Origin of the sequence: Labilibacter marinus, assembly GCF_001659685.2 — a bacterium.
GTDB classification, from domain to species: domain Bacteria; phylum Bacteroidota; class Bacteroidia; order Bacteroidales; family Marinilabiliaceae; genus Saccharicrinis; species Saccharicrinis marinus.
Genome location: NZ_LXYE02000030.1, coordinates 144,607 through 167,214 on the forward strand (window position 1 = coordinate 144,607; position 22,608 = coordinate 167,214).

Annotated in this window: 16 protein-coding genes; 9 read left to right on the top strand and 7 right to left on the bottom strand. The window is 34.8% G+C overall.

Annotated elements, in window-relative coordinates; genetic code table 11:
• The first annotated feature begins 68 nt into the window (after positions 1 to 68).
• A complete protein-coding gene (gene mltG / locus A8L32_RS13045) occupies positions 69 to 1,142 on the top strand; it encodes an endolytic transglycosylase MltG (RefSeq protein ID WP_083631319.1) in 1,074 nt (357 codons plus the stop codon).
• Between the two features lie 41 nt (positions 1,143 to 1,183).
• Here the strand turns inward: mltG and dapF are convergent, their stop codons facing one another.
• Entirely contained in the window at positions 1,184 to 1,975 is a 792-nt protein-coding gene (gene dapF / locus A8L32_RS13050) for a diaminopimelate epimerase (protein ID WP_066631174.1), read from the bottom strand.
• A 276-nt stretch (positions 1,976 to 2,251) separates the two neighbouring features.
• On the opposite strand from dapF, the gene A8L32_RS13055 reads away from it, so the two are divergent.
• The 3 genes from A8L32_RS13055 (at position 2,252) to A8L32_RS13065 (ending at position 5,736) form a co-directional block, all read left to right on the top strand.
• Positions 2,252 to 3,736 carry a Do family serine endopeptidase gene (locus A8L32_RS13055; protein ID WP_066631176.1) on the top strand — a complete coding sequence of 495 codons (1,485 nt, stop codon included), beginning with the start codon at positions 2,252 to 2,254 and terminating at the stop codon, positions 3,734 to 3,736.
• 90 nt (positions 3,737 to 3,826) lie between these two features.
• Positions 3,827 to 4,687, top strand: a complete 861-nt coding sequence (locus A8L32_RS13060; protein ID WP_066631178.1) for a sigma-70 family RNA polymerase sigma factor — start codon at positions 3,827 to 3,829, stop codon at positions 4,685 to 4,687.
• A 191-nt stretch (positions 4,688 to 4,878) separates the two neighbouring features.
• Positions 4,879 to 5,736: a hypothetical protein gene (locus A8L32_RS13065; RefSeq protein WP_066631179.1), complete on the top strand. Its 858-nt coding sequence runs from the start codon at positions 4,879 to 4,881 to the stop codon at positions 5,734 to 5,736.
• A 77-nt stretch (positions 5,737 to 5,813) separates the two neighbouring features.
• Here A8L32_RS13065 and A8L32_RS13070 read toward each other — a convergent pair whose 3' ends face one another.
• The 6 genes from A8L32_RS13070 to A8L32_RS13095 form a co-directional block, all read right to left on the bottom strand.
• Complete coding sequence (locus A8L32_RS13070) at positions 5,814 to 8,279, bottom strand: TonB-dependent receptor plug domain-containing protein (protein ID WP_083631320.1); 2,466 nt, start codon at positions 8,277 to 8,279, stop codon at positions 5,814 to 5,816.
• 11 nt (positions 8,280 to 8,290) lie between these two features.
• Positions 8,291 to 8,797, bottom strand: coding sequence for a YfiR family protein (locus A8L32_RS13075; protein ID WP_083631321.1), 507 nt, complete (start codon positions 8,795 to 8,797; stop codon positions 8,291 to 8,293).
• A 311-nt stretch (positions 8,798 to 9,108) separates the two neighbouring features.
• Complete coding sequence (locus A8L32_RS13080) at positions 9,109 to 11,604, bottom strand: TonB-dependent receptor plug domain-containing protein (protein WP_158027243.1); 2,496 nt, start codon at positions 11,602 to 11,604, stop codon at positions 9,109 to 9,111.
• Between the two features lie 42 nt (positions 11,605 to 11,646).
• Positions 11,647 to 12,153 (bottom strand): YfiR family protein, encoded by a 507-nt coding sequence (locus A8L32_RS13085; RefSeq protein ID WP_083631322.1) that lies wholly within the window; start codon positions 12,151 to 12,153, stop codon positions 11,647 to 11,649.
• Positions 12,154 to 12,444: 291 nt separating this feature from the next.
• Positions 12,445 to 14,970 (bottom strand): TonB-dependent receptor plug domain-containing protein, encoded by a 2,526-nt coding sequence (locus A8L32_RS13090; RefSeq protein ID WP_066631186.1) that lies wholly within the window; start codon positions 14,968 to 14,970, stop codon positions 12,445 to 12,447.
• Positions 14,971 to 14,980: 10 nt separating this feature from the next.
• Positions 14,981 to 15,484, bottom strand: a complete 504-nt coding sequence (locus A8L32_RS13095; RefSeq protein WP_066631189.1) for a YfiR family protein — start codon at positions 15,482 to 15,484, stop codon at positions 14,981 to 14,983.
• A 438-nt stretch (positions 15,485 to 15,922) separates the two neighbouring features.
• On the opposite strand from A8L32_RS13095, the gene A8L32_RS13100 reads away from it, so the two are divergent.
• From A8L32_RS13100 to A8L32_RS13120, 5 genes are all read left to right on the top strand, one after another.
• A complete protein-coding gene (locus A8L32_RS13100; RefSeq protein ID WP_066631191.1) occupies positions 15,923 to 17,326 on the top strand; it encodes a tryptophanase in 1,404 nt (467 codons plus the stop codon).
• A gap of 65 nt (positions 17,327 to 17,391) precedes the next feature.
• Positions 17,392 to 17,769: a ribosomal maturation YjgA family protein gene (locus A8L32_RS13105; protein WP_066631197.1), complete on the top strand. Its 378-nt coding sequence runs from the start codon at positions 17,392 to 17,394 to the stop codon at positions 17,767 to 17,769.
• Between the two features lie 44 nt (positions 17,770 to 17,813).
• A complete protein-coding gene (locus A8L32_RS13110; RefSeq protein ID WP_066631198.1) occupies positions 17,814 to 18,611 on the top strand; it encodes a DUF4382 domain-containing protein in 798 nt (265 codons plus the stop codon).
• A gap of 299 nt (positions 18,612 to 18,910) precedes the next feature.
• Positions 18,911 to 20,320, top strand: a complete 1,410-nt coding sequence (locus A8L32_RS13115) for a PQQ-dependent sugar dehydrogenase (RefSeq protein WP_066631199.1) — start codon at positions 18,911 to 18,913, stop codon at positions 20,318 to 20,320.
• A 178-nt stretch (positions 20,321 to 20,498) separates the two neighbouring features.
• Positions 20,499 to 22,550, top strand: a complete 2,052-nt coding sequence (locus A8L32_RS13120) for a TonB-dependent receptor (RefSeq protein WP_066631200.1) — start codon at positions 20,499 to 20,501, stop codon at positions 22,548 to 22,550.
• Positions 22,551 to 22,608 lie beyond the last annotated feature (58 nt).

Here is a 22,608-nt window from a genome sequence, read left to right on the forward strand (position 1 = left end):
CAGAGCAAACTTTATTCCAAAAATGAATGGTTTTTGTAGACTTATAGTATGCTCAAGTATTTTTTTTAATGAAGAATAAAGTAAAAAAGACAAAGCGAAAGATGACCAGAAGAATTAAGCGAATGGGTTTGTTTCTTGTTATATTAGTGTTAATTGGCATATTAGTTGGTGGACGATTTTTTAGATATATAAATGGAGCCAATGTCGATTTATCTAAGGCTGAAACTAGCTATCTATATATTCCTAATAATATAACCTTTGCTGAGCTAAAGACTATTATAGAAAACCATGGTGCTGTAAAAGATTTAGAAAGTTTTACTTGGGTTGCCGATCAAAAAAAATATACGAATAATATAAAAGGTGGTAGGTATAAGTTAGAGGATGGAATGTCCAATAATAAATTGGTTAACCTACTGCGTAGTGGCAAACAAGAGCCTATAAAAATCACTTTTAATAATATTCGAAAACTAAACCAGTTAGCAGGTATTGTTGGTGATAAAATTATGACTGATTCTACAAAGTTGGTTAATTTATTCAAAGATTTTTCCTATGTAAATGAACAGGGTTTTAATTATAATACTTTTCCAGTGTTGTTTTTGCCCAATACCTACGAAATGTATTGGAATACAGATGCAAAAGGGTTTGTGTCTAGGATGAAACGGGAATATGATAAGTATTGGACAGAGGAAAGAATTGCAAAGGCAAAAGCCAAAGGCTTAACACCGATAGAAGTAGGTATTTTAGCCTCAATCGTGGATGAAGAAACACAAAAGGTGGATGAGAAGCCTATTGTTGCGGGACTTTATTTGAATAGATTAAAAAAAGGTATCCGATTACAGGCAGATCCAACTTTAAAGTATGCTTTGGGTGATTTTACTATTAAGAGATTACTTAACGAGGATAAAGAAATAAATTCGCCATATAATACTTATAAGTATGCAGGATTGCCACCAGGACCAATCCGTATCCCTTCATTAACGGGACTTAAAGCAGTCTTAAATGCCAAGGATCATAAGTATTTGTACATGTGCGCTAAGGAAGATTTTTCAGGCTATCACAACTTTGCGAAAACTTTATCGCAACACAACGCTAATGCTGCTAAGTACCGCAGAGAGCTAAATAAGCTTGGGATAAGAAGGTAGTTGGAGAGAGTCATTGGCCAAGTTGACCAATGACTTATATTTTAAACTTCAATACTTCCTTTAAATACAAAAGTAGCTGGACCAGTTAACCAAATGTTGTTAAAGCCTACTTTAGAATCACCTTCAAACCAAACCTGAAGTTTTCCACCTTTAACATCGATATTAAAATCTTTACACTCGTTGTTTCGCACAAACGTACTGATAGCTGATGCTACTACACCTGTACCGCAAGAATATGTTTCGTCTTCAACACCTCTTTCGTAGGTTCTGACTTTAATGTGATCAGGTGCTATTTCTTCCACAAAGTTAACATTCGTTCCTCCTGGTTTAAATGTGTCGGAATATCTAATTTCACTCCCATCCTTTTTTATATCAATGGTATCTATTTTCGATTTATGAGATACGTAATGAGGCGATCCAGTATCTAAAAAATAATAGTTTTCACCATTGCTAATTTCTTTTACATCGGTCATCTGTAAACTCACGATACCATCATTGTATTTGGCTACGTGCATACCGTCTACAGCTTCAAAATAAAATTCTTCTGGTTTTGTTACCGCTCCAATTTTTACAGCGAAGGCAGCAATACATCGCCCCCCATTACCACACATTGAGGCTTCTTTGCCGTCACTATTATAATAGCGCATAGTAAAATCAACATCTTTAGAAGGATGATTTTCTAGAAGCATTAATCCATCTGCACCAATTCCCATTCTGCGATGACATAAAAAACTGACAAGGTCCGTGTTTTTACTGTCAAAATTTCCATCTCTATTGTCAATGATAACAAAGTCGTTACCAGTACCTTGGTATTTACAAAAATCAATTTTCATATAATTCGGTATCAAAGTAGTTGATAGCTAGTCTTTTTTGTATGATATTTAATAAATAATTATTGAACAAAGTTAACGAAAAATCAGTTAAAATTAGGTTAACGTAGTTGTTCTGGCATGATAAGGGCATATAATTTGCCATTTTTGGGATACAGATTCAATATGGTACTAGTGTTTTTAACTATATGAATTTGTTGTAGCTGAAGTTCTTCAGCTTTTCAATGAAAATAAATTGATTTAATGCCCATTGGCGAATAAATTTTAAACTTATTAGTTATGAATGTAAGAAAGATATTTTTTGTATTCCTGACAGCGGTGCTTGGAGGGATTGTTGGGGTTTACGCTTTTGTATTAGTGGTAAAACCAAATAAAGAAATTGTAACAGTTGAAAAACAGGTTGTTCCTGCGGCTAGGTACGCATCAATGAGTGTTCCGGTTCCTGCCGGAGTAACCGATTTTACCGAAGCTGCGGAAAAATCGGTAGAGGCGGTTGTTCATGTTATGACAAAGGCTACTGTTTCTGGTAACGGCTATTCTCATGGTAACCCGTTTTACGATTTCTTTTTTGGTCCACGTGGTGGAGGTGGTGGTAATATGCCTGAGCGTAGTCCAGTGATGGGGTCTGGTTCAGGTGTAATTATTTCGCAAGACGGATACATTATTACAAATAATCACGTTATAGATAATGCGGATGAGATAGAAGTGGTGTTAAATGATAGACGTTCTTATACGGCCACATTGATTGGAGCTGATCCAACAACCGATATTGCTTTATTAAAGATTGAAGAGAATGGATTAAGATTTTTAACTTATGGAAATTCTGATGATGTAAGAATAGGAGAATGGGTATTAGCTGTTGGTAATCCGTTTAATTTAACTTCAACGGTTACTGCTGGTATTATTAGTGCGAAGTCACGAAGTATAAATATTTTATCTAATAGAAATCAGCCTATGGGTATTGAATCATTTATTCAAACTGATGCGGCTGTAAACCCTGGTAATAGCGGTGGAGCTTTAGTAAATACTCAAGGTGAATTAATTGGCATAAATACGGCTATTGCATCTCAAACAGGTTCGTATGCAGGATATTCATTTGCAGTTCCGGTGGGTATTGCGAGTAAGGTGGTCGCTGATTTAAAGGAGTTTGGTGAAGTGCAACGAGCTTTTATAGGTGTTACCATACAAGGCGTTAATGCAGAAATGGCTAAGGAACTTGAGTTGGATAAAGTTGAAGGAGTATACGTAAATGGAGTTACTATTAATGGAGGTGCCGATGCTGCTGGCGTTAAAAAAGGAGATGTAATTATTAGTATTGATGAAGTTGTAGTTAACACAAATTCTGAATTAATTGAGCAAGTTAGTAAACATCGTCCTGGGGATAGTGTTAATTTAGTGATAAAAAGGGCTGGAAAAACAAAACAAATTGACGTAATTTTACGTAATAGCTACGGCTCTGTAGACATAGTGAATGAGAAAAAAGGAATTTCTGATTTATTAGGTGCTGAGCTAAAAGAACTATCCGATGATGAAAAGTATAAACTAGGTATTAACTACGGTATGAAAATCGTTAAACTATCTGGTGGCAAATTAAAGGAAAGTGGTATAGGAGAGGGCTTTGTTATATTAAAAGCCAATCGTCAACCTATTAGTAATATTTCAGATTTGAAAAGAGTGATGGCATCATTAGATGGCGGTTTGTTTATCACAGGAGTGTATCCCAATGGGCAAGTTGCCTATTATGCTATTAATCTTGAGGAGTAGAGCTTATTATAAATTGTCTCACTCTTTAATAAAATAGTTGGAAAATTCAATTTAAAAGTATAATTTTGCGCCACATTTTGCATATAGAATATGAGACAACTTAAAATAACAAAGTCAATTACAAATCGCGAGAGTGCTTCTTTAGATAAATATCTACAAGAAATTGGTCGTGAGGAATTGATATCTGTAGAAGAAGAAGTAGAATTAGCTCAGCGCATTAAAAAAGGCGACCAAATTGCCTTGGAAAAGCTGACAAGAGCTAACTTACGTTTTGTTGTTTCGGTTGCTAAACAATATCAAAATCAAGGATTAAGCTTACCCGATTTAATTAATGAAGGTAATCTTGGATTGATAAAAGCAGCTGAAAAATTTGATGAAACACGTGGGTTTAAGTTTATTTCTTATGCAGTATGGTGGATTCGTCAATCTATATTGCAAGCGTTAGCAGAGCAGTCTAGAATTGTACGTTTACCTTTGAATCAGGTTGGTTCATTAAATAAGATTAATAAAGCTTATTCAAAGTTTGAGCAGGAAAATGAGCGTAAGCCATCTCCTGAAGAGTTAGCTGATAAGTTAGAATTACCTGTTGATAAGGTAGCCGATACATTAAGAGTATCTGGACGTCATATCTCAGTTGATGCTCCTTTTGTTGAAGGAGAGGACAATAGTTTATTAGATGTATTAGTAAACGGAGATTCTCCAAATGCTGATAAAACTTTAATTAATGAGTCTTTGGCTAGAGAGATTGAGCGTGCATTAGCTACTTTAACTGAACGTGAATCTGATATCATCAAGTTATTCTTTGGAATTCAAACACAAGAAATGACGCTTGAAGAAATTGGAGAGCGATTTGGATTAACAAGAGAGCGTGTTCGTCAGATTAAAGAGAAAGCGATTCGTAGATTAAGACATACTTCTAGAAGTAAATTACTGAAGTCGTACTTGGGATAATATTATTTAGTATTATATACTGAGGCCATCTATTTATAGATGGCCTTTTTTTGTGCATTATTTTGTTTATAAATATTATTATTAATTAGCATATTTTTTCATTTAGCTTAAGTAACTTGTGCCATGTAAATATTATTATCAATAATACCACCATATTGATAAGCCAATTTTTAATCCTACAACTACTTAAGATGATGGAAACTAATGTTCTAGAGTTATCCTTGCAAGACCTTATCATGGTTACTAAACCATATAATATTTTAGAGGATATTAAAACAGATGAGGAAGGCAATGTTATTGCCAGTGTGAAAAATGAATATTTAATGAAGCAGGAAAGTGGTCCTATGCAATGTTCGGAGTTTGGTAGACATGCAGCTATATTAGGATCAATGCTTTTGGCCAAAAATAATACTCGTCAAGAAAAACACTACTATCTTGCCATAAAAGCAGACTTAACCAGAAACCATTTAGAAGTTTATGAGAATGAAGAATTCACAATAAAAGTGTCGCCAATTTCTCAAACCAAAAGGGCTGGGAGTGTTTATGGTGAATTATTTGATTCAAACGATAATGTGTTATTTACAGCGGAGGTTGGGTATATGGTTTTAAACCGTACTACTTTTCAGCGCTTAAATGCGAATAACAAGATTGAAAATATCCTCTCACAAGAAATTAGCCCGTATAAAGTAAGAAAAAGGTTGAGAAACGTTTTCGTTGATGAAAATAAAATATCAGCTACTTACGGAGTGGTTAATAGCAGTGAGTGCGAAGGTCATTTTGAAAATTACCCTTGTTTACCTGTTGCTATTGTAGGTGGATTATTTGGTGATTTAGCTGTTAATTTATTGGAGCATGTAACTGGTTGCCATCAGATGATTGATAAAAGTGCAGTGATAAATGCAAAACGATTGGCTTTTGCAGGAGAATTTGTTCACTTTGAAGGTAAGCTATTAGAGCAAAAGGAAGATAATACTATTGTTATGTTTGCGCAAGCTTTTGTTGGAGATGAAGTTATTGCTGATGTAACCACCGAAGTAGTAGGAGTGTAACTAAAGAGATTTTATAATATACAAAAAGACCGATTCAAATGCTGAATCGGTCTTTTTTTTGATGCTTTTGTTATTGCTTAAAAGTTAATATTAAAACCTGCTAAGTACAGTGCTCCAATTTTATCCATGAACACATATTCTTGCGATTCATTATTTAATAAGTTTCTAGCGTTTACAAATAAATCAATGTTTTCATTAATAGAGTAATTCACTTTAGTATTTACAATAAACTTGCTATCTATATTTCCTGAATATTCCATCTCCTGTTTAACACCAGCTTCAATTAGGCCAGCTCTTCTTGGATCATTTTCATACTGTGAGTACAAGTAATATTTATCGTAATAATAACCTTGCGCTGTAATAGCTAATTTTTCAATGGGTTTGTAAGTTAAGGATAGGCTTCCCCAAAATGAAGGCATGGCTTCGTTTTTCTCATTATCTAAAACTTCAATTTGTTTTAATACGCCAAGTTCATCCAACGCTCCTTCAAGCGCAAGATTTTCTCCTTGTTGCAAGGAAGAAGTATAAGTGACAGGCGTTCCTCCAAGAATCTTAGGTAAATCGTTAGGTAAGTTGGCTGCAACTATTCCTGAAAGTTCTCCACCTTGTAAAGTAGCTATCTGATCTCTATTGGCATCTGTGAAGTTATTAACCTTTGTTTGCTGCCAGTTTAGGTGTGCTTTTAGTTGTAGTTTTTTGGATACAACCATTTCTGCAGATACGCTTAATCCAAGCTGTTTGCTATCGAAATCCAATGCACGATGCGAAGTGTATAGTGTTTGAGAGCCTATTGGTACCTCTTCTGTAAAATCAAAATCTGTAACTGTATACCCTAAACTATCAGGCATTAAAGCGCTAAAGTCTTTAGCTTTGTTGTAGAATAATTCAAAGTCTAATAATATGTTTTTAGAAGGACGTGTTCTAAAGCCTAATTCAATCATGTCCATTACCATCATGTTTGGATTATTGTTAAAACCAAAATGTACGTTATCTGGTCCTGGTAAATCTTTTCTGTTCCAATTATAGTTACTGTAAGCGTTAATCATAAATGTGCTTTGATTAGCGCGTGAATATACAGCTCTTACCAAGTTGTTCTCATTTATTTTATAAGATGCAATAAATTGATATGAAGGCATCCATTTATCAGGTACATTATATTTTTCAGAGCGTAAAGCAGCAACTAATCTCAATTTTTCAATCGGGGTGTAATCAAATCGACCACTAACTGCAAAATTTCTTAAAGCTATTCTATTATTAAAAAAGCCATCTCCAATTTCATCAATATGGTTTCTATCATCGTAGTATACCGATTGGTAACTAATTCCAGGACGAAAACTTAATTTATCCCATTTAAATAAATAATCAAGATCTACATTGTACTGTTCTGTAGATTGTTGCCATCCTGTTCTTCCTCTACAAAAATCTTGCTCTACATTATTCAAGCTAGTTTGTAGGTTGAACCCATATATGTTACCAATTAAGTTCAGAAAATAACCTTCAGAGCTTCGAATGTTATATGGCGTTGGGTTATCTCCAATAGTTGAAGTATTGGCTTGAGATTCTAAATAACCTCCACTTACATTAAATGATAAGTTTTCATTTGCCACATAATCTAGGTATGCATTTACACCCATTTTATCTTTGGCAATTTCTGATTCATCCATCATTTTATAAATATCATCATTACTCCAAGCTTGTGAAGTATTTAACTGGTCATATTTATCTACAGACATAAATTCATCCGCATATATAGCGTAAATCTCATCAGTGTTCCTGTTTCTTTTTTCCAGTGAGCCAGAAATTCCAGCCGAAAACTTTTCGTTCAATTGTTGGGCTACACTAAAGTCTCCAATGTAGGTGGAAAGTGAACCTCCTTGAAAATTAGCAGATACTAATGGTGTATCTTTATCGATATCTTTTGTTATTAGATTGATTACACCGTTTACTGCATTAGGGCCGTATAATGCGCTAGATGGACCTCTTACAACCTCAATTCTATCTAATTCACCAAGGCTAACAGGCATGGTTTCCCAAAGAATACCGCCCATTCCATAATTAAATACGGGTCTGCCATCTATCATTACCAATGTAGTTGTGTTTTCAGCATAAATAAGCATGTTATTCATGGGCATATTTTGCCCACCTCTAATTTGTACATCGTAATTACCATTTGATTTTTCGCGAACAATAATACCTGGAACCAACCTTAGAGCTTCTTCAATAGATGTTGCTCCTGATGCTTTAATCTCAGTGCTACTCAGTACCGTTGTTGATAGGGGAGAGTCGAATAAGCTTTCTTCTGATTTAGATGCAGAAGTAACATCTTTATTTAAAAGCAGTTCGTATAATTCTTCTAAAGATGAGGCTCCAGCAATGTCCATTAATTTCATCACTTCTTCTAAGTCGTATGCAGATAGTTCTTCAATAGTCATTTGCAAAACTTCCCCTTTGGTTATTTTGCTAACATCTTTTTTCTCTTGCGCTAACAATGATGATGTAAATATCATCATCAGTAATATTGTAATTATATTTCTTAGTTTCATAGTAGTCTGGTTTATTTAATTTCAATACCCAATGAAATAAGTTTAGGGTCAACTTTTAATTTTTGCTTTATAATGTTTGCCTTATTTACTTCAAATTTCATTTTTCCACCTTGCATCACATAGTTGATGCCAGCTCCTTTTTTACAAAGGCCATCTTTATCTGAAACAATTAAGGTTGATTTTCCTGTGAAAAAAGAAGTGACTTTATCTATTTCACCTGATTTTGAAGGAGGAATATAAAAGATATGGGCATTACCTGCTTCCGAAGGACTTTTGACACTTTTAACAACAATGCTCTTGTTATTAATTTTTCGTGCTGCCGCTAATTTTTTGAGTTCGGTAATAATTTCGTCGTTACCGTATACTCCTATAACGAATTCGGTTTGGTTGGAAGATGCAGGCCATTCAATGTATTTGGCGAAGTTAAACATGAACAATGCCTTAAACATTGACTGCTGTCCGGGTACTGATATAGTCATAAAAACCAACACCAGTAAAATAAATCCTTTTTTAAGCATAGTTAAAAAGTTAAAGTTTACAAGCTACGTATTCGAATTTAGCTATAAAATGGTTACGAGATAACGCTTAGTATAAATGTGGAAAAAGCTTGTTGATTTTGTGATTAAAATGAGGGTGGTGTGTAAAGTGCAGAATATTAGTACGTAAGGCTTTTTGAGGGGAGGGGCTTGGTGAGGTGTAGGTACACTCAAATAATTTATATATTTTGATTAAGTGCACTTAAGCTGCGGTAAACGTATGTTTAAATGCGATTAAAATTGAGCTAAAATGGGCGAGAACTATATCTCGCCCACAAATATTTATTTTTCTACTATAACTTAAAGTTAAATCCAACCAAAACTAAAGTTGGTGTATTGTCCATGTATGCAAATTCAACAGTCTTATTGTTTAAAATATTTCGTCCGTTTAAAAACAAGGTTAATTTATCATTTGCTTTATAAGATACTTTTGCATTTAGTAAAAACTTACTATCAATATTTACATCTCCGTATTGATTTTCAAACTTTTGAGCTCCATAAAAGTATGACTGAGGGAAAATCTCTAGTTTTTTTATTGGTCGATATGTTAAAGACAAACCTCCAAAATAGCTTGGAGTTGATTCGTGTTTGTAATCGTTATTAAAGTCTGTAGGATATTCGCTAGATGAAATAGTTTGAACAGGGTTAACTGTTCCTCCTTGTCCCATTTCGTGCAATGCTAGTCCTATAGTTTGTTCAACAGCTTTACCTACTTGATACTCTATTATATCATCTCGGCTATATGCTAAGTAATTGTCCAGTTTAGTTTGTTGTACTGTAATATGAGCATTAGCAACCAGCTTTTCAGAAATTACCCAATCAACATTTACACTTGCCCCTAATTGCTTTGATTTAAGTGGCATATTTAAGTAAGTCATGTGAATGGAATCTGGAATAGCAACTGGTGCATTTGTATCGAATTGACCATTGTCGGCAATGTCTATTGCTGCATCAACAACGTTATAAAAAGTAGCTGATGTGTAATCAGGCATTAATGCTCCGCCATTCTCTGTTATATTATAAAAACCTTCGATATCGATTAATACATTCTTAGATGGGCGAATTCTATAACCAATTTCAAACATGTCCATTGTTTTTAATTGGTGATCTTTATCTCCATCAAAATGAATTACATTAGGGTATGGTCGATTAACTACGTTCCAAGAGTAATTTGAATAAGTATTAACTAAAAATGCTGATTGATTTGCTCTGGAATATACAGCTCTAAAAATATTATTCTCATTAATCTTATACGATCCCACAAACTGCCACGATCCGTATACATCACTTGGGTTATTATACTTTTCAGCTCGCAGTGCAGCAACTAACCTTAGCTTTTCAGTAGGTTTATAATCAAGGCGTAAACTTCCTGCCGCTATGTTAACAGTTTGTTTTGAGTTTAGATATCCTCGTCCAAGTTCTGTTAGGTGTTTTGAATCGTCGTAAGACATAGATTGAAAACTAACTCCTGGACGGATGCTAATTTTCTCAAGTTTAAGGTTGTATTCTGCTTGACTAGTAAATTGTTGTAAGTCTAATTCAAACCCCTCATTGCCGATAGCGTAGTTTGTAGTTCCTCCATTATAATTGGTTTGGAAACTAAAATCTTTAATTTTTATGTTTAAATCGGCATAGCCAGTTTTAGAATCTTTTCGTCCATATGATGAAGGCATATCACACATAGTAGAAGTCATTACATCCGAATATTGATAACCTCCTGATAAATCTATTGTAGTAGTTTTATTCGGATTAAAACTTACATAAGCATTAACACCCATTTTCTTTTTAGAAAGTTCTGGGTTCGGATAAGTACTATAGGTATCATATATAGCATATTCATTTGTTCCTTCCGCTGGCCACAAATAATATGGTTTTCCGTCCTTAGGATTTAATAATGGTTCATTTCGGGTATATGGATTTAGTAGTTGTAAACGACTCATTTGTTCAGTAGTGTAATAATCACTGCCAACTGCTTTATCATCTCCATCTAACCAGTAATTAAAGTCTTCAGGACTGCTACCTCCATTGTAAACATAGAGCTCCTCTTTTTCGCGATCTCTAATTTCATAGTTTCCAGTTAATCCAATATTAAGTTTTTCGTTAAACGATTTTCTAAAGGCAAGATCTCCAATGTAAGTGTTTAAGCTACCTCCTTGCAGATTAGCCGAAACGAGTGGTGAAGAGGAATTAGTCTTTTTTGTTAAGATATTGATGACACCAGTTACGGCATTAGGGCCATAAAGAGCACTTGAGGGGCCACGTACAACTTCTATTTGTTCAATATCAACGAAGCTTATTGGTAATGTTTCCCATAATGTAGCGCCATGCGAATAATTGAAAACCGGACGTCCATCAATCATCACAAGAGTGTTAGAATTTTCGGAATATAACAACATGTTTTTTCCAGGTATGTTATCGTTTCCTCGAATATGTACATCGTAGGTACCGTTGGTTTTTTCGCGTACGATTAAGCCAGGTACCAAACGAAGTGCTTCTTCAATTGAAGTTGCTCCTGATGCTATAATTTGCTCTTGCTTTAATACAGTTGTAGAAAGCGGAGAGTCGAATAAACTTTCTTCTGATTTTGAAGCAGAAGTTACATCTTTATTCAACAATAGTTCATATAGTTCTTCTAATGATGACGCTCCAGTTATATCCATTAATTTCATTACCTCTTCAAGATCATAGGCTGACAATTCTTCAATGGTCATTTCTAGTACCTCTGCTTTAGTAATTGAATTAACGTCTTTTTTTTGTTGTGCCAATAATGATGATGTTATACACATCATTATAAAAAGTGTTATAAGTGCTTTGATTTTCATAGTATCTGGTTATTTGGTTTCAATACCTAAAGAAATTAGTTTAGAATCAACCTTTAGGTTATGTTTTGTAATGTTGGTTTTGCTGATTTCAAATTTCATTTTTCCATCTTGAGTCACGTAATTAATGCTAGCACCTTTGCTACATAAGCCATTCTTGTCGGTTACAATTAATGTTGATTTTCCTTTGAAAAAAGACGTGACTTTTTCAATATCACCAGACTTCGAAGATGGAATGTAAAAGATGTTTGCGTTTGCTGCCTCAGATGGATTCTTTACGTTTACTACAACAATGCTTTTACTGTTGATTTTACGTGCCGCAGCTAATTTTTTTAATTCAGGTGTAATATCGTCATTGCCATAAATACCAATCACGAATTCGGTTTGGTTGGATGAAGTAGGCCATTCAATGTATTTTGCAAAATTAAACATAAATAGAGCTTTAAACATCGATTGTTGCCCGGGTACTGATAGCGTAAACAAAAGCAATACCAGTATAATTGAGCCTTTTTTGAACATAGTATAAAGTATAAGTTAAAAGACCCATTATTCGTAATTATCATAGAATTGTTACGAAAGTCACTATTCTTTTTCGAATTAATTTGACCAATATTCAAAAGTATTGAATATTGGCTCATGTAAGGTTCGTTTTATCAGGTATTTGTGGATTATACTCTTCTTTAGTGGAGGATATGAAAAATAAGAAATTTAATTAATTTTCAAGTTAAAATATTATGTAACTATTTGGTTTGAGGCAATAAAAAAGGGCAGATAATTATTTATCTACCCTTATGATTAAATATCTACTTTTTATAATTTAAAATTCAAACCAACAAGAACCATTGCAGGAGTTTCGTCCATATAGGCAAACTCAACAGATCTATTATTAAGGATGTTACGTCCGTTTAAAAACAGGGTTAAATTCTCTGTCGCTTTATAGGAAACTTTTGCATTTAACAGAAATTTACTGTCTATGTCAATAGTACCATATTGATTCTCGAAAGTTTGATCACCATAGAAATAGGCCTGTGGAAATATTTCAAGCTTTTTAATTGGTCGATAGGTCAAAGAGAAACCACCAAAGTAACTAGGGGTGGCTTTATGTTCGTAGTTGTCTTCTTGAGTGTTATCAGGGTAGGCAGCAGTGGTGCTTGCTATAACGTAAGGTACTTCTGAAGGATCAATAGTTCCACCCATTACACCTGCTCCAAATTCACTTAATGCAATTCCTATTTGGTTTTTTAATTCAGGATCCATCGATAAAGAACCTGCCTGATAGGTAATTACTTCATCTCTACTATTAGGATTGTAATTATCTAGATTAGTTTGTTGAAGCGTAAAATGTCCGTTAGCAATTAATTTTTCTGAGACAACCCAATCAATCGATACAGAAACGCCTTTTTGTTTAGATGTTACCTCTGTATTTTGATACTCCATGGTAACATGAGCATTAACATCAGGAAGGCCAACTTGTTGGATTACATCTAATGGGTTGAAAACAGCTAATGAAGTTTGGCTTGGCATTAAAGCTCCAAAGTTATTAGACGTATTATAGAAAGCTTCAATATCTATTAATACACTTTTAGTTGGGCGCATACGATAACCTAACTCTATCATATCAGTGGTTAATAAATCATACTCTTTGTTTCCGTTAAACTGCATTACTTTTGGAGACGAACGGTTTACTAGATTCCATGTGTAATTTGAGTGAGCATTCACTAAAAAGGATGATTGGTTTGCTCGTGAATATACAATACGGAAAAGGTTATTATCGTTTGCTTTGTAAGAACCTACAAACTGCCACGATGTATAGAATTCATTTGGATAGTTGTACTTCTCTGTTCTTAACGCAGATATTAACCTAAGCTTATCTGTAGGTTTGTAATCTAATCGAATACTTCCTGCCATAATCTCAATATCTTTTTTACCGTTAAGGTAACCTCTGCCCATAGATAGAATGTATGGAGAGTCATCGTAAGATATGTGTTGGTAGTTTAAGCCAGGACGAATATCTATTTTATTTAGCTTAAGATTATACTCTGCTGTAGCATTATATTGTTTTAAATCTAACTTAAACCCTTCGTTACCAGCCATAAAGTCTATTGCTCCACCATTGTAATTCGCTTGAAAGCTAAAATCTTTTATAGTAGCTCTAAGATCAATATAACTTGTTGTAGATTCTTTTCCTGAATACGGAGTTGGCATATCTCCCATAGTAGATGTAAGAACATCTGAATTTTGATATCCAGTACTAAGATTAATGCTTGTTTCTTTATTTGGGGTATACTCTATATAGCCATTGATAGCATAACGTTCCTTTGACATTTCTGGGTGAGCAAATACTTTATCTGGTCCAAAAATAGTGATATCTTCACCATTCTCGAATTGGCCCGATTCACCTTTTTCTGGAAATACTTTGTAGGTATTGTTTTTATCAACTACGTATAAATTTCTGATTTCATCTAAACTATAGTAATCGTTTCCAACTGCATTACCGTTAAGTAGATATTTTTTTTCTCCAGAACTATTCAGACCATTGTATACATAAATTTCGTCATTTTCACGTTTTCTGGTTTCATAATTTCCAGTTATGCCAAAACCTAGTTTGTTGTTAATTTGTTTTCTGAAAGCAATGTCTCCAATATACGTAGACAGACTTCCTCCTTGGAAGTTTCCTGATACAAGTGGTGTTTCTGAAGTAATGTCAGCTGTAATAATATTAATAACACCAGAAACCGCATTTGGTCCATATAGTGCACTTGAAGGGCCTCGAACAACTTCTATTCGGTCTACATCTTCAAAGCTAACAGGTAATGATTCCCAGAGTGTTCCTCCATGCGAGTAATTAAATACAGGACGACCATTTATCATTACAAGAGTCTGAGAATTTTCAGAATATAACATCATGTTTTTGCCAGGAAGATTATCATTACCCCTTATGTGTACATCAAAATTTCCATTGGTTTTTTCTCGAACAATTACTCCAGGTACCATCCTTAAGGCCTCTTCAAAACAAGTTGCTCCAGAGGCAATAATTTGATCGTGGCTTAACACCGTTGTTGAAAGCGGAGAGTCAAATATGCTTTCTGCCGATTTAGAGGCTGAGGTAACATCTTTGTTTAATAGTAATTCATATAACTCATCTAAGCTGGATGCACCAACTAGATCCATTAATGTGGTAAGTTCTTCTAGATCGTAAAACGATAGCTCTTCAATGGTCATTTCAAGCACATCGTTTTTGCTTAGTTGCTTAACGTCTTTTTTAGTTTCTTGTGCAAATAATGAGGCACAAAGTACTATAGAAAAGAATAGTAGAATATATTTTTTTAATAACATGGTTGTGGTCTTATTTAATTTCTATTCCTAATGAAATAAGTTTTGGATCTACATTTAATTGATGAGAAGTCAAGTTTCTTTTGCAGACTTCATATTTCATTTTTCCATCTTGCATAACATAGTTGATACCTGCTCCTTTTTGGCAAAGGTCGGCTTTGTCACTCACTATTAATGTTGGTTTACCTGCAAAAAATGAAGTAACTTTCTCAATATTACCTGAGCTTGAGTGAGGTACATAAAACAGGCTTGCGTCAGGAACTTCAGAAGGATTTTTAACCGTTTTTACAACAATTTTTTTGTTGTTAATTTTTCTGGCGGCAGCTAGTTTCTTTAGCTCAGGAACGATATCGTCGTTACCGTATACACCAATAACAAACTCTTGTTTTGAATCTTGTTTGGGCCATTCAATGTATTTAGCAAAGTTAAACATAAACAGTGCTTTAAACATTGATTGCTGACCGCTAAGTGAAATGGTCATTAAAACCAAAATTGCGGCAATCAATTTCTTCTTCATCTTTTTATAAATAGGTTGTTTAAGTATAACACGGGTATTCGTAGATAATTCTTGTAGGTTACATTAATGTATTATTTAGAAAGGATTTATTTAGAATATTAGATTCAATAGTTTAAGTATTCGCTTGTTTGTGATATATTCATCTTAATTAAGAGAGAGGTTTTAGTTTAAAATAGATAAACCTTTATTAACTTTGTATCGTAGATATAAAACATGCATAACAAGCAACTCATATTATACATAGTCCCTTTATTACTCTTTCTTAATATTAAGAACAGGGATTCATTCTGCATTTAAAAGTCATTCGACTAACAAGTATCGTTTTTAAGATTTTTGAGATTAACTTTTTCTAAGCATCTCTATTTTAAATTTGTTTAAATAACCATTGGGATAAATAGTATATTTTTCCTTGGTTGCTTAAATGCATCATATACAATTATGAACTTACCATTTGCAGAATCATATAAAATTAAGATGGTTGAACCCATCAGAAGAAGTACTAAAGAAGAACGCGAACGTTGGATTAAAAAAGCCAACTACAATTTATTTAATTTAAAAAGTAACCAGGTTTTTATTGATTTATTAACCGATAGCGGTACTGGAGCCATGAGCGACCGTCAGTGGGCGAGCATGATGTTAGGCGACGAGAGTTATGCAGGAGCTTCATCGTATTACAACATGAAACAAGCTATTAAAACTATTTTAGGTTTTGATTACTTTTTGCCTACGCATCAAGGTAGAGCTGCAGAAAATGTATTGTTTTCAGCTTTAATTAAGGAAGGTGACGTAGTTCCTGGAAATACCCACTTTGATACCACCAAAGGACATATTGAATTTAGAAAAGCGGAAGCGATTGACTGCACCATTGATGAGGCTTTTGACACGACTATTCATCACCCATTTAAAGGAAATATTGATTTAAATAAACTTGAATCGATTTACCTAAAGTATCCTGCTGAGCAGATACCAGTCACCATTGTTACGGTTACTTGCAATTCTTCTGGAGGGCAACCTGTATCCATGGAAAACCTACGTGAAGTATATGAGTTGAGTAAAAAATATGGTATTAAAGTATTTTTTGACTCAGCGCGATTTGCAGAGAATGCTTATTTCATTAAAACTCGTGAAGAAGGATATGCAGATAAAACCATCAAAGAAATAGTTGCAGAAATGTATTCGTATGCCGATGGAATGACCATGAGTAGTAAAAAAGATGCTATTGTAAATATGGGAGGCTTTATTGCTTTACGTGATGAGGAATTATTTAAGAAAGCAGCTCAGTTTAATATTATTTACGAAGGTTATATTACGTACGGAGGTATGTCGGGACGCGATATGAATGCTTTAGCACAAGGTTTAGATGAAGGAACTGAATTTGATTATTTAGAAACACGTATAAAGCAAGTAGAGTATTTAGGTAGTAAACTAAAAGAATTTGGTATTCCTGTTCAGGAACCATTTGGCGGTCATGCCATTTTTGTGGATGCGAAACGATTTTTACCTCAATTACCCGTAGATCAATTTGTGGCTCAAACACTCGCTGTTGAGTTGTATATTGAAGCCGGAGTGCGAGGCGTAGAGATTGGAACCTTATTGGCCGATAGAGATCCTGTAACAAGAGAAAACCGCTATCCTAAATTAGAACTTTTGCGCCTAGCTATTCCGCGAAGGGTATACACCAATAACCATATGGATGTAATAGCAGTGGCTTTAAAAAATGTTTTTGATAGAAGAAAAGAAATAAAAACAGGCTATCATATAATAAATGAAGCGCCTATTTTAAGACATTTTACGGTAGAGCTTGCTCCAGTAGTGAATGAGAATGCAGAGGGGGTATACTAACATCGTAATACTTGGAGAAATGAAAGAGGGGTAATGCCTCTCTTTTTTTGTTTTATATTTGAGCAATGCTATTACGAAGAATATTACTACTGATACTTTCTGTTTTATTGGGTTTATTATCTCGCTCAAATCTAATAGTACTTCCACCATTTATCGATGCGTATATTGGCGATGTAATTTGGGCATTTATGGTGTTTTACTTATTTACCATTGTTTTGTATAAAGCACCCTTGAAAAAAATACTTTTAGCAACTTTCATATTCTCCTTTATGATAGAATTTTCTCAGCTGTATCAGGCCGATTGGATAAATCAGATCAGAGATATTAAGTTGTTTGCCTTGGTTTTAGGTCATGGCTTTTTATGGACAGACCTGCTTTGTTACTCAGTTGGTATTATTGTAGCTTTTGGTTTAGAAAGTTTCTTTATAAAGAACCAACCATAGTTTGTATATTTGCTTTATCACACAACACATAAAAATTATTTGATATGAAGAAGATTAGATTAGGAGCGATTTTAATGGCATTATTATTAACAGTAGCATCTTGTAATAATAATGATGATGATGAGAAGTTAGCAAAGTTGAGTATCAGGCTTACAGATGCACCCGCTGCTTATGAAGAAGTACTTATCGATATTCAAGGCGTTAAAATTAATGTAAACGATGAAGATGAGGATGAAGGCTGGATGACGTTAGATGATGTTGAAACAGGTATCTATAATTTGTTAGATTTTACAAATGGTGTAGATACACTTTTAGCAGAACAGGAACTTCCAGCCGGAAAAGTATCGCAAATGCGTTTGATTCTTGGAGATAATAATAAAGTTAAAGTTGATGGACAGTACCATGATCTTAAAACTCCTTCTGCCCAGCAATCAGGATTAAAATTAAACATTCATGCTGACCTTGTTGCTGGATTAACTTACAGGTTATGGATTGATTTTGATGCAGGTCGTTCTGTTGTAAAAAAAGGGAATGGTACTTACTCTCTAAAACCGGTAATCAGAACTTTTACAGAAGCTACATCTGGTGCAATACAAGGAATCGTTAATCCTAAAGAGTCTAAACCTTATGTAATGGCTATTACTGCTGTTAACGATACTTTTGCAACATTTGCCGATACTGCTTCAGGTGAATTTTTAATACGTGCTTTACCTGAGGGAACTTATAAACTAGATATTCGACCAGTTGAAGGATATCAGAAAAAAGAGATTGAAGATATTGATGTAGTTGAAGGGGTGGTAAAAGATTTAGGAGAAATAATGATTTCAGAATTAACAGAGTAGTTAATTCCTGATTAAAAAATACTGGAGGCTGTCTCGTTTGAGATGGCCTCTTTTGGTATATCCAGGTGCAGTTTAACCTTTGCAATTTAAATTGTTTTTTTTAGTTGACTAAAAGAAAATTTGAATTTAAGGAAGGCAATTCATAACTTTTCAGAACACTGTAGCGAATAAACTGTTCATTAAAATGAAAACTGCAATATTATCTATCATGAAATGAGCCATGAAAATAGATTCTCACCATAGAGAAATGTTTAAAATTTGGCGAGTTCCATTTGACCATTGAAAGAAAATTTAAACACATGAAACATACTTTTATCATCATCCTAATTGCTTTTATTCCTTCTTTAGTTGCGTGCAAACAAACCAACAATAATGAAGAAGTGAAAGAACTCACTGAAGTTGAAAAGACTTTTAATAACTATTGTTTAGGCTGCCATAACGATAAAAAATCATCTTTTGTAGATAGAAAGTGGTTGTGGGGAAATGAAAAAGACGATCTTTTTAATAGTATAAAGCATGGGAGAGTGGCTCATGGGATGCCTTCATTTTCGGATGGATTAAGTGATTCGGCTATTTATGTTTTAACAGATTACATCTTAGGATTATCTACCATGGTACCTTTACTGGATGATGAAACAGTGAATAGCCAAGATGGTATTGTTATCAGCGAAAGCCAAAAGTTTAAAGTAGATACAGTAGTTTCAGGATTAGAAGTGCCTTGGGGATTGGAGTTTTTACCTAATGGTGATTTGTTAATTGCTGAACGAAAAGGTGAGTTATATCGTTTTACAAAAGATAAAAAACTGCAACAAGTAAACGGATTGCCACCTATTAAAGCAGGTGGACAGGGAGGTTTACTCGATTTAGAATTACATCCGCAGTACAAACAAAATGGATGGTTGTACTTTGCTTATTCATCACCCAATGAGCAAAATAACAAGATAGGCAATACGGCTATTATGAGAGCTCGTTTGCAAGGTAATCAGTTGGTTGATAAGCAACGTATATTTAAAGCGATGCCTGAAACGAATAAACGCCATCATTGGGGATGTAAGTTGGAATTTGATCAGCAAGGTTATCTATATTTTTCAGTAGGAGATAGAGGGAATCGGGATAGAAATCCTCAAGCCTTAGATAATCATTGTGGCAAAATTCATCGTATTAATGATGATGGAAGTATTCCTGAGGATAATCCATTTGTGCTTCATGAGAATGCCATGCCTACAATTTATTCCTACGGTCATCGTAATCCGCAAGGTGTTTGCATGCACCCAGTAACCGGAAGAATATGGACGGATGAGCACGGGCCTAAAGGAGGTGACGAAATAAACCTAATTAGTCCTGCCAAAAATTACGGATGGCCAGTTATTTCCTTTGGTATTAATTATAACGGAACCACTTTTACCAACGATACGGCCAAGGCAGGCATGGAGCAACCGATTACCTATTGGGTTCCTTCTATTGCCCCTTGCGGGATGACTTTTGTTAAAGGAGATCGATATCCTAACTGGGAAAATAATATTTTAACAGGTTCATTGCGATTTGAATATTTACACCGTGTTGTACTTAATGGAGAAGCAGTGGCTCATGAAGAAAAATTACTGCAAGGAATTGGACGTGTTCGAAATGTGGAGATGAGTCCGGATGGGTATATATATGTAGCCATTGAAAAACCAGGTAAGATATTAAAGTTGGTTCCGATGAATTAGTCATCAGTCAATGGTCATCAGGTATTAGTCAATAGGCAATAGCCCAGTCTGTAGGGCTGGGAATTAGGAATTGTAAATTATCCCGACGCATTACAAAATGTGTTATCAATACTGAATAAATTTGCGTCGGAAACTATACTCGGTCATATTGTTACTGGCCGCGTTTAACGTTTTGTAAATGAATCGAATTCAACTATTAGCTCTCTTATTGTTTATTAATTATGGTTTGTTGGCTCAAACAAAAAATGATTCTATTGCTATCATCTCCAACGATACGGTTCCAACTTTAAACCATCGCTTTATTTCAGAGGTTACAGTACAATCACCTATTCGAATTATGGCTAAGGAAAACTGGTCGGGTGGATATACACGTTTAAGTGGTAGTCAGTTGAAGCAAGGCAATGCTTATAATCTGCAAGAACAATTAAATACTGTGCCAGGAGTGATGATGCAGCAAGGAACCATGAGTACCAATCGCATTACCATACGTGGCATAGGTTCCCGAACGCCATATCAAACCAATCGTATTAAAGCTTATTGGGGTGAGATGCCTTTAACGGATGGCGATGGCGCTACATCCATTGAAGATATTGGACTCAATGATATGACTAGTCTACAGGTGATAAAAGGGTCGGCTTCTGCCTTATATGGAGCTGGTATGGGCGGAGCTATTTTAATCAGTCCATGGAACAATAACAACATAGTATCTGGTGTTCATTTAAAGAGCGAGTACGGCAGTTATAATACTTTTTCGCAGCATGCACAGGTAAATTGGCGAGGGACGAAAAACGGTAGATACAGCTGGACAGGAGGCGCATTATTATCGGATGGGTATCGCGATAACGCCAATTATAAAAGGTATAACTCTACCTTTAAAGGAGAGCGTAAAATAGGACATCATTACTTGCGGTTTCTATACAACTATCGTTACCTCAATGGTGAAATACCGAGCTCTTTAGATAGTATCGATTTTAATGATAATCCGCATAAAGCGGCTTCGTCGTGGGAAAATATTGGAGGCTATGAAAAAGGAGGCAGACATATGGCTAGCATAGGTTTGATATCTCCGCTAGGTAATCAATCGTCTAATACCTTAAGCGTTTTCGGCAAGCTTTCTAATTTAGATGAGTTGCGACCTTTTAATCAGTTAAAGGAGGATAAATATAGCTGGGGTTTAAGAAACCGTTTAGAATCGAGTATCTGCAGGGTGAGCACGACTGTTGGAGCCGAACTAATGTTGGAGAACAACAACCAGCATTTGTATGCTGTAAAAGCAGATAACATAGGTGAACAGTTATCAAGCGCCGAACATCATCGATATTACTACAATATTTTTGGGATGGCTCATGTAAATCCTGTAAATGGTTTGAGGGTTAATGTGGCACTCAATTATAACCAGACAGGCTACAAGTTATTAGATGAAGGGTTTTCTTATCAGTATTCACCTGTTTGGTCGCCGCGCTTAGGGCTTAATTACAAACTAAGTGAGCGCACCAATGTATATGCCTCTGCAGGGCATGGCTTTTCGGCACCTTCGTTGGAAGAAGCGCAATTACCCGATGGTTCTTTTAACCCCACTATTAAACCAGAAGAAGGATGGAACTATGAAGCAGGCTTTCGCTTAAGTAATATAGGGCGACGTTTATTTGGCGATGTTACTTTTTATTTGATGAAGATGAATAACCTATTGGTTACAGAACGAGATGCGGACGACCAGTTTTACGGAAAAAATGCGGGGAAAACCACTCATAAAGGTATGGAGACCAGTATGAGCTACAAGCTTACCTCATTTAATGATCCTCATGACCTGGTTTTTACTTTAGCCTATTTTATATCAGAAAATAAGTTTAATGAGTTTGTGGATAACGGAGTTAGCTATGATGGAAAACATTTGCCAGGTATTCCTGCATCTAATTGGAGTATAGATATTAATGGTTCTTATAAGTCATTCAGTTATTATTTGGGACATAAATATTACGGAAAACAATATTTAAATGATGCCAACACCAAACAATACCAATCCTATCATAAAACTAATGCTAAAATAGCTTATGGTATTCAAGCCAAAAAAATGGAGTGGAATATATACTTGGGGGCAGATAACTTGTTCAATACGCATTACGCGTCTATGGTATTGGTTAATGCTAAGGCTTTTGGTAATAGCCTACCTCGATATTATTATCCAGGCTTGCCATTTAATATGTTTGGAGGATTGGAGTGGCGGTTTTAGGAAAGAAACTATAAAAAAGGTTTTATCTCAATCAATAGCGTCCTAAACGATTTACTTT

Bases quoted from the DNA above. Each gene is read 5' to 3' on its own strand.
- mltG (WP_083631319.1), top strand. From the start codon at position 69: ATGAAGAATAAAGTAAAAAAGACAAAGCGAAAGATGACCAGAAGAATT.
- dapF (WP_066631174.1), bottom strand. From the start codon at position 1,975: ATGAAAATTGATTTTTGTAAATACCAAGGTACTGGTAACGACTTTGTT.
- A8L32_RS13055 (WP_066631176.1), top strand. From the start codon at position 2,252: ATGAATGTAAGAAAGATATTTTTTGTATTCCTGACAGCGGTGCTTGGA.
- A8L32_RS13060 (WP_066631178.1), top strand. From the start codon at position 3,827: ATGAGACAACTTAAAATAACAAAGTCAATTACAAATCGCGAGAGTGCT.
- A8L32_RS13065 (WP_066631179.1), top strand. From the start codon at position 4,879: ATGATGGAAACTAATGTTCTAGAGTTATCCTTGCAAGACCTTATCATG.
- A8L32_RS13070 (WP_083631320.1), bottom strand. From the start codon at position 8,279: ATGAAACTAAGAAATATAATTACAATATTACTGATGATGATATTTACA.
- A8L32_RS13075 (WP_083631321.1), bottom strand. From the start codon at position 8,797: ATGCTTAAAAAAGGATTTATTTTACTGGTGTTGGTTTTTATGACTATA.
- A8L32_RS13080 (WP_158027243.1), bottom strand. From the start codon at position 11,604: ATGATGTGTATAACATCATCATTATTGGCACAACAAAAAAAAGACGTT.
- A8L32_RS13085 (WP_083631322.1), bottom strand. From the start codon at position 12,153: ATGTTCAAAAAAGGCTCAATTATACTGGTATTGCTTTTGTTTACGCTA.
- A8L32_RS13090 (WP_066631186.1), bottom strand. From the start codon at position 14,970: ATGTTATTAAAAAAATATATTCTACTATTCTTTTCTATAGTACTTTGT.
- A8L32_RS13095 (WP_066631189.1), bottom strand. From the start codon at position 15,484: ATGAAGAAGAAATTGATTGCCGCAATTTTGGTTTTAATGACCATTTCA.
- A8L32_RS13100 (WP_066631191.1), top strand. From the start codon at position 15,923: ATGAACTTACCATTTGCAGAATCATATAAAATTAAGATGGTTGAACCC.
- A8L32_RS13105 (WP_066631197.1), top strand. From the start codon at position 17,392: ATGCTATTACGAAGAATATTACTACTGATACTTTCTGTTTTATTGGGT.
- A8L32_RS13110 (WP_066631198.1), top strand. From the start codon at position 17,814: ATGAAGAAGATTAGATTAGGAGCGATTTTAATGGCATTATTATTAACA.
- A8L32_RS13115 (WP_066631199.1), top strand. From the start codon at position 18,911: ATGAAACATACTTTTATCATCATCCTAATTGCTTTTATTCCTTCTTTA.
- A8L32_RS13120 (WP_066631200.1), top strand. From the start codon at position 20,499: ATGAATCGAATTCAACTATTAGCTCTCTTATTGTTTATTAATTATGGT.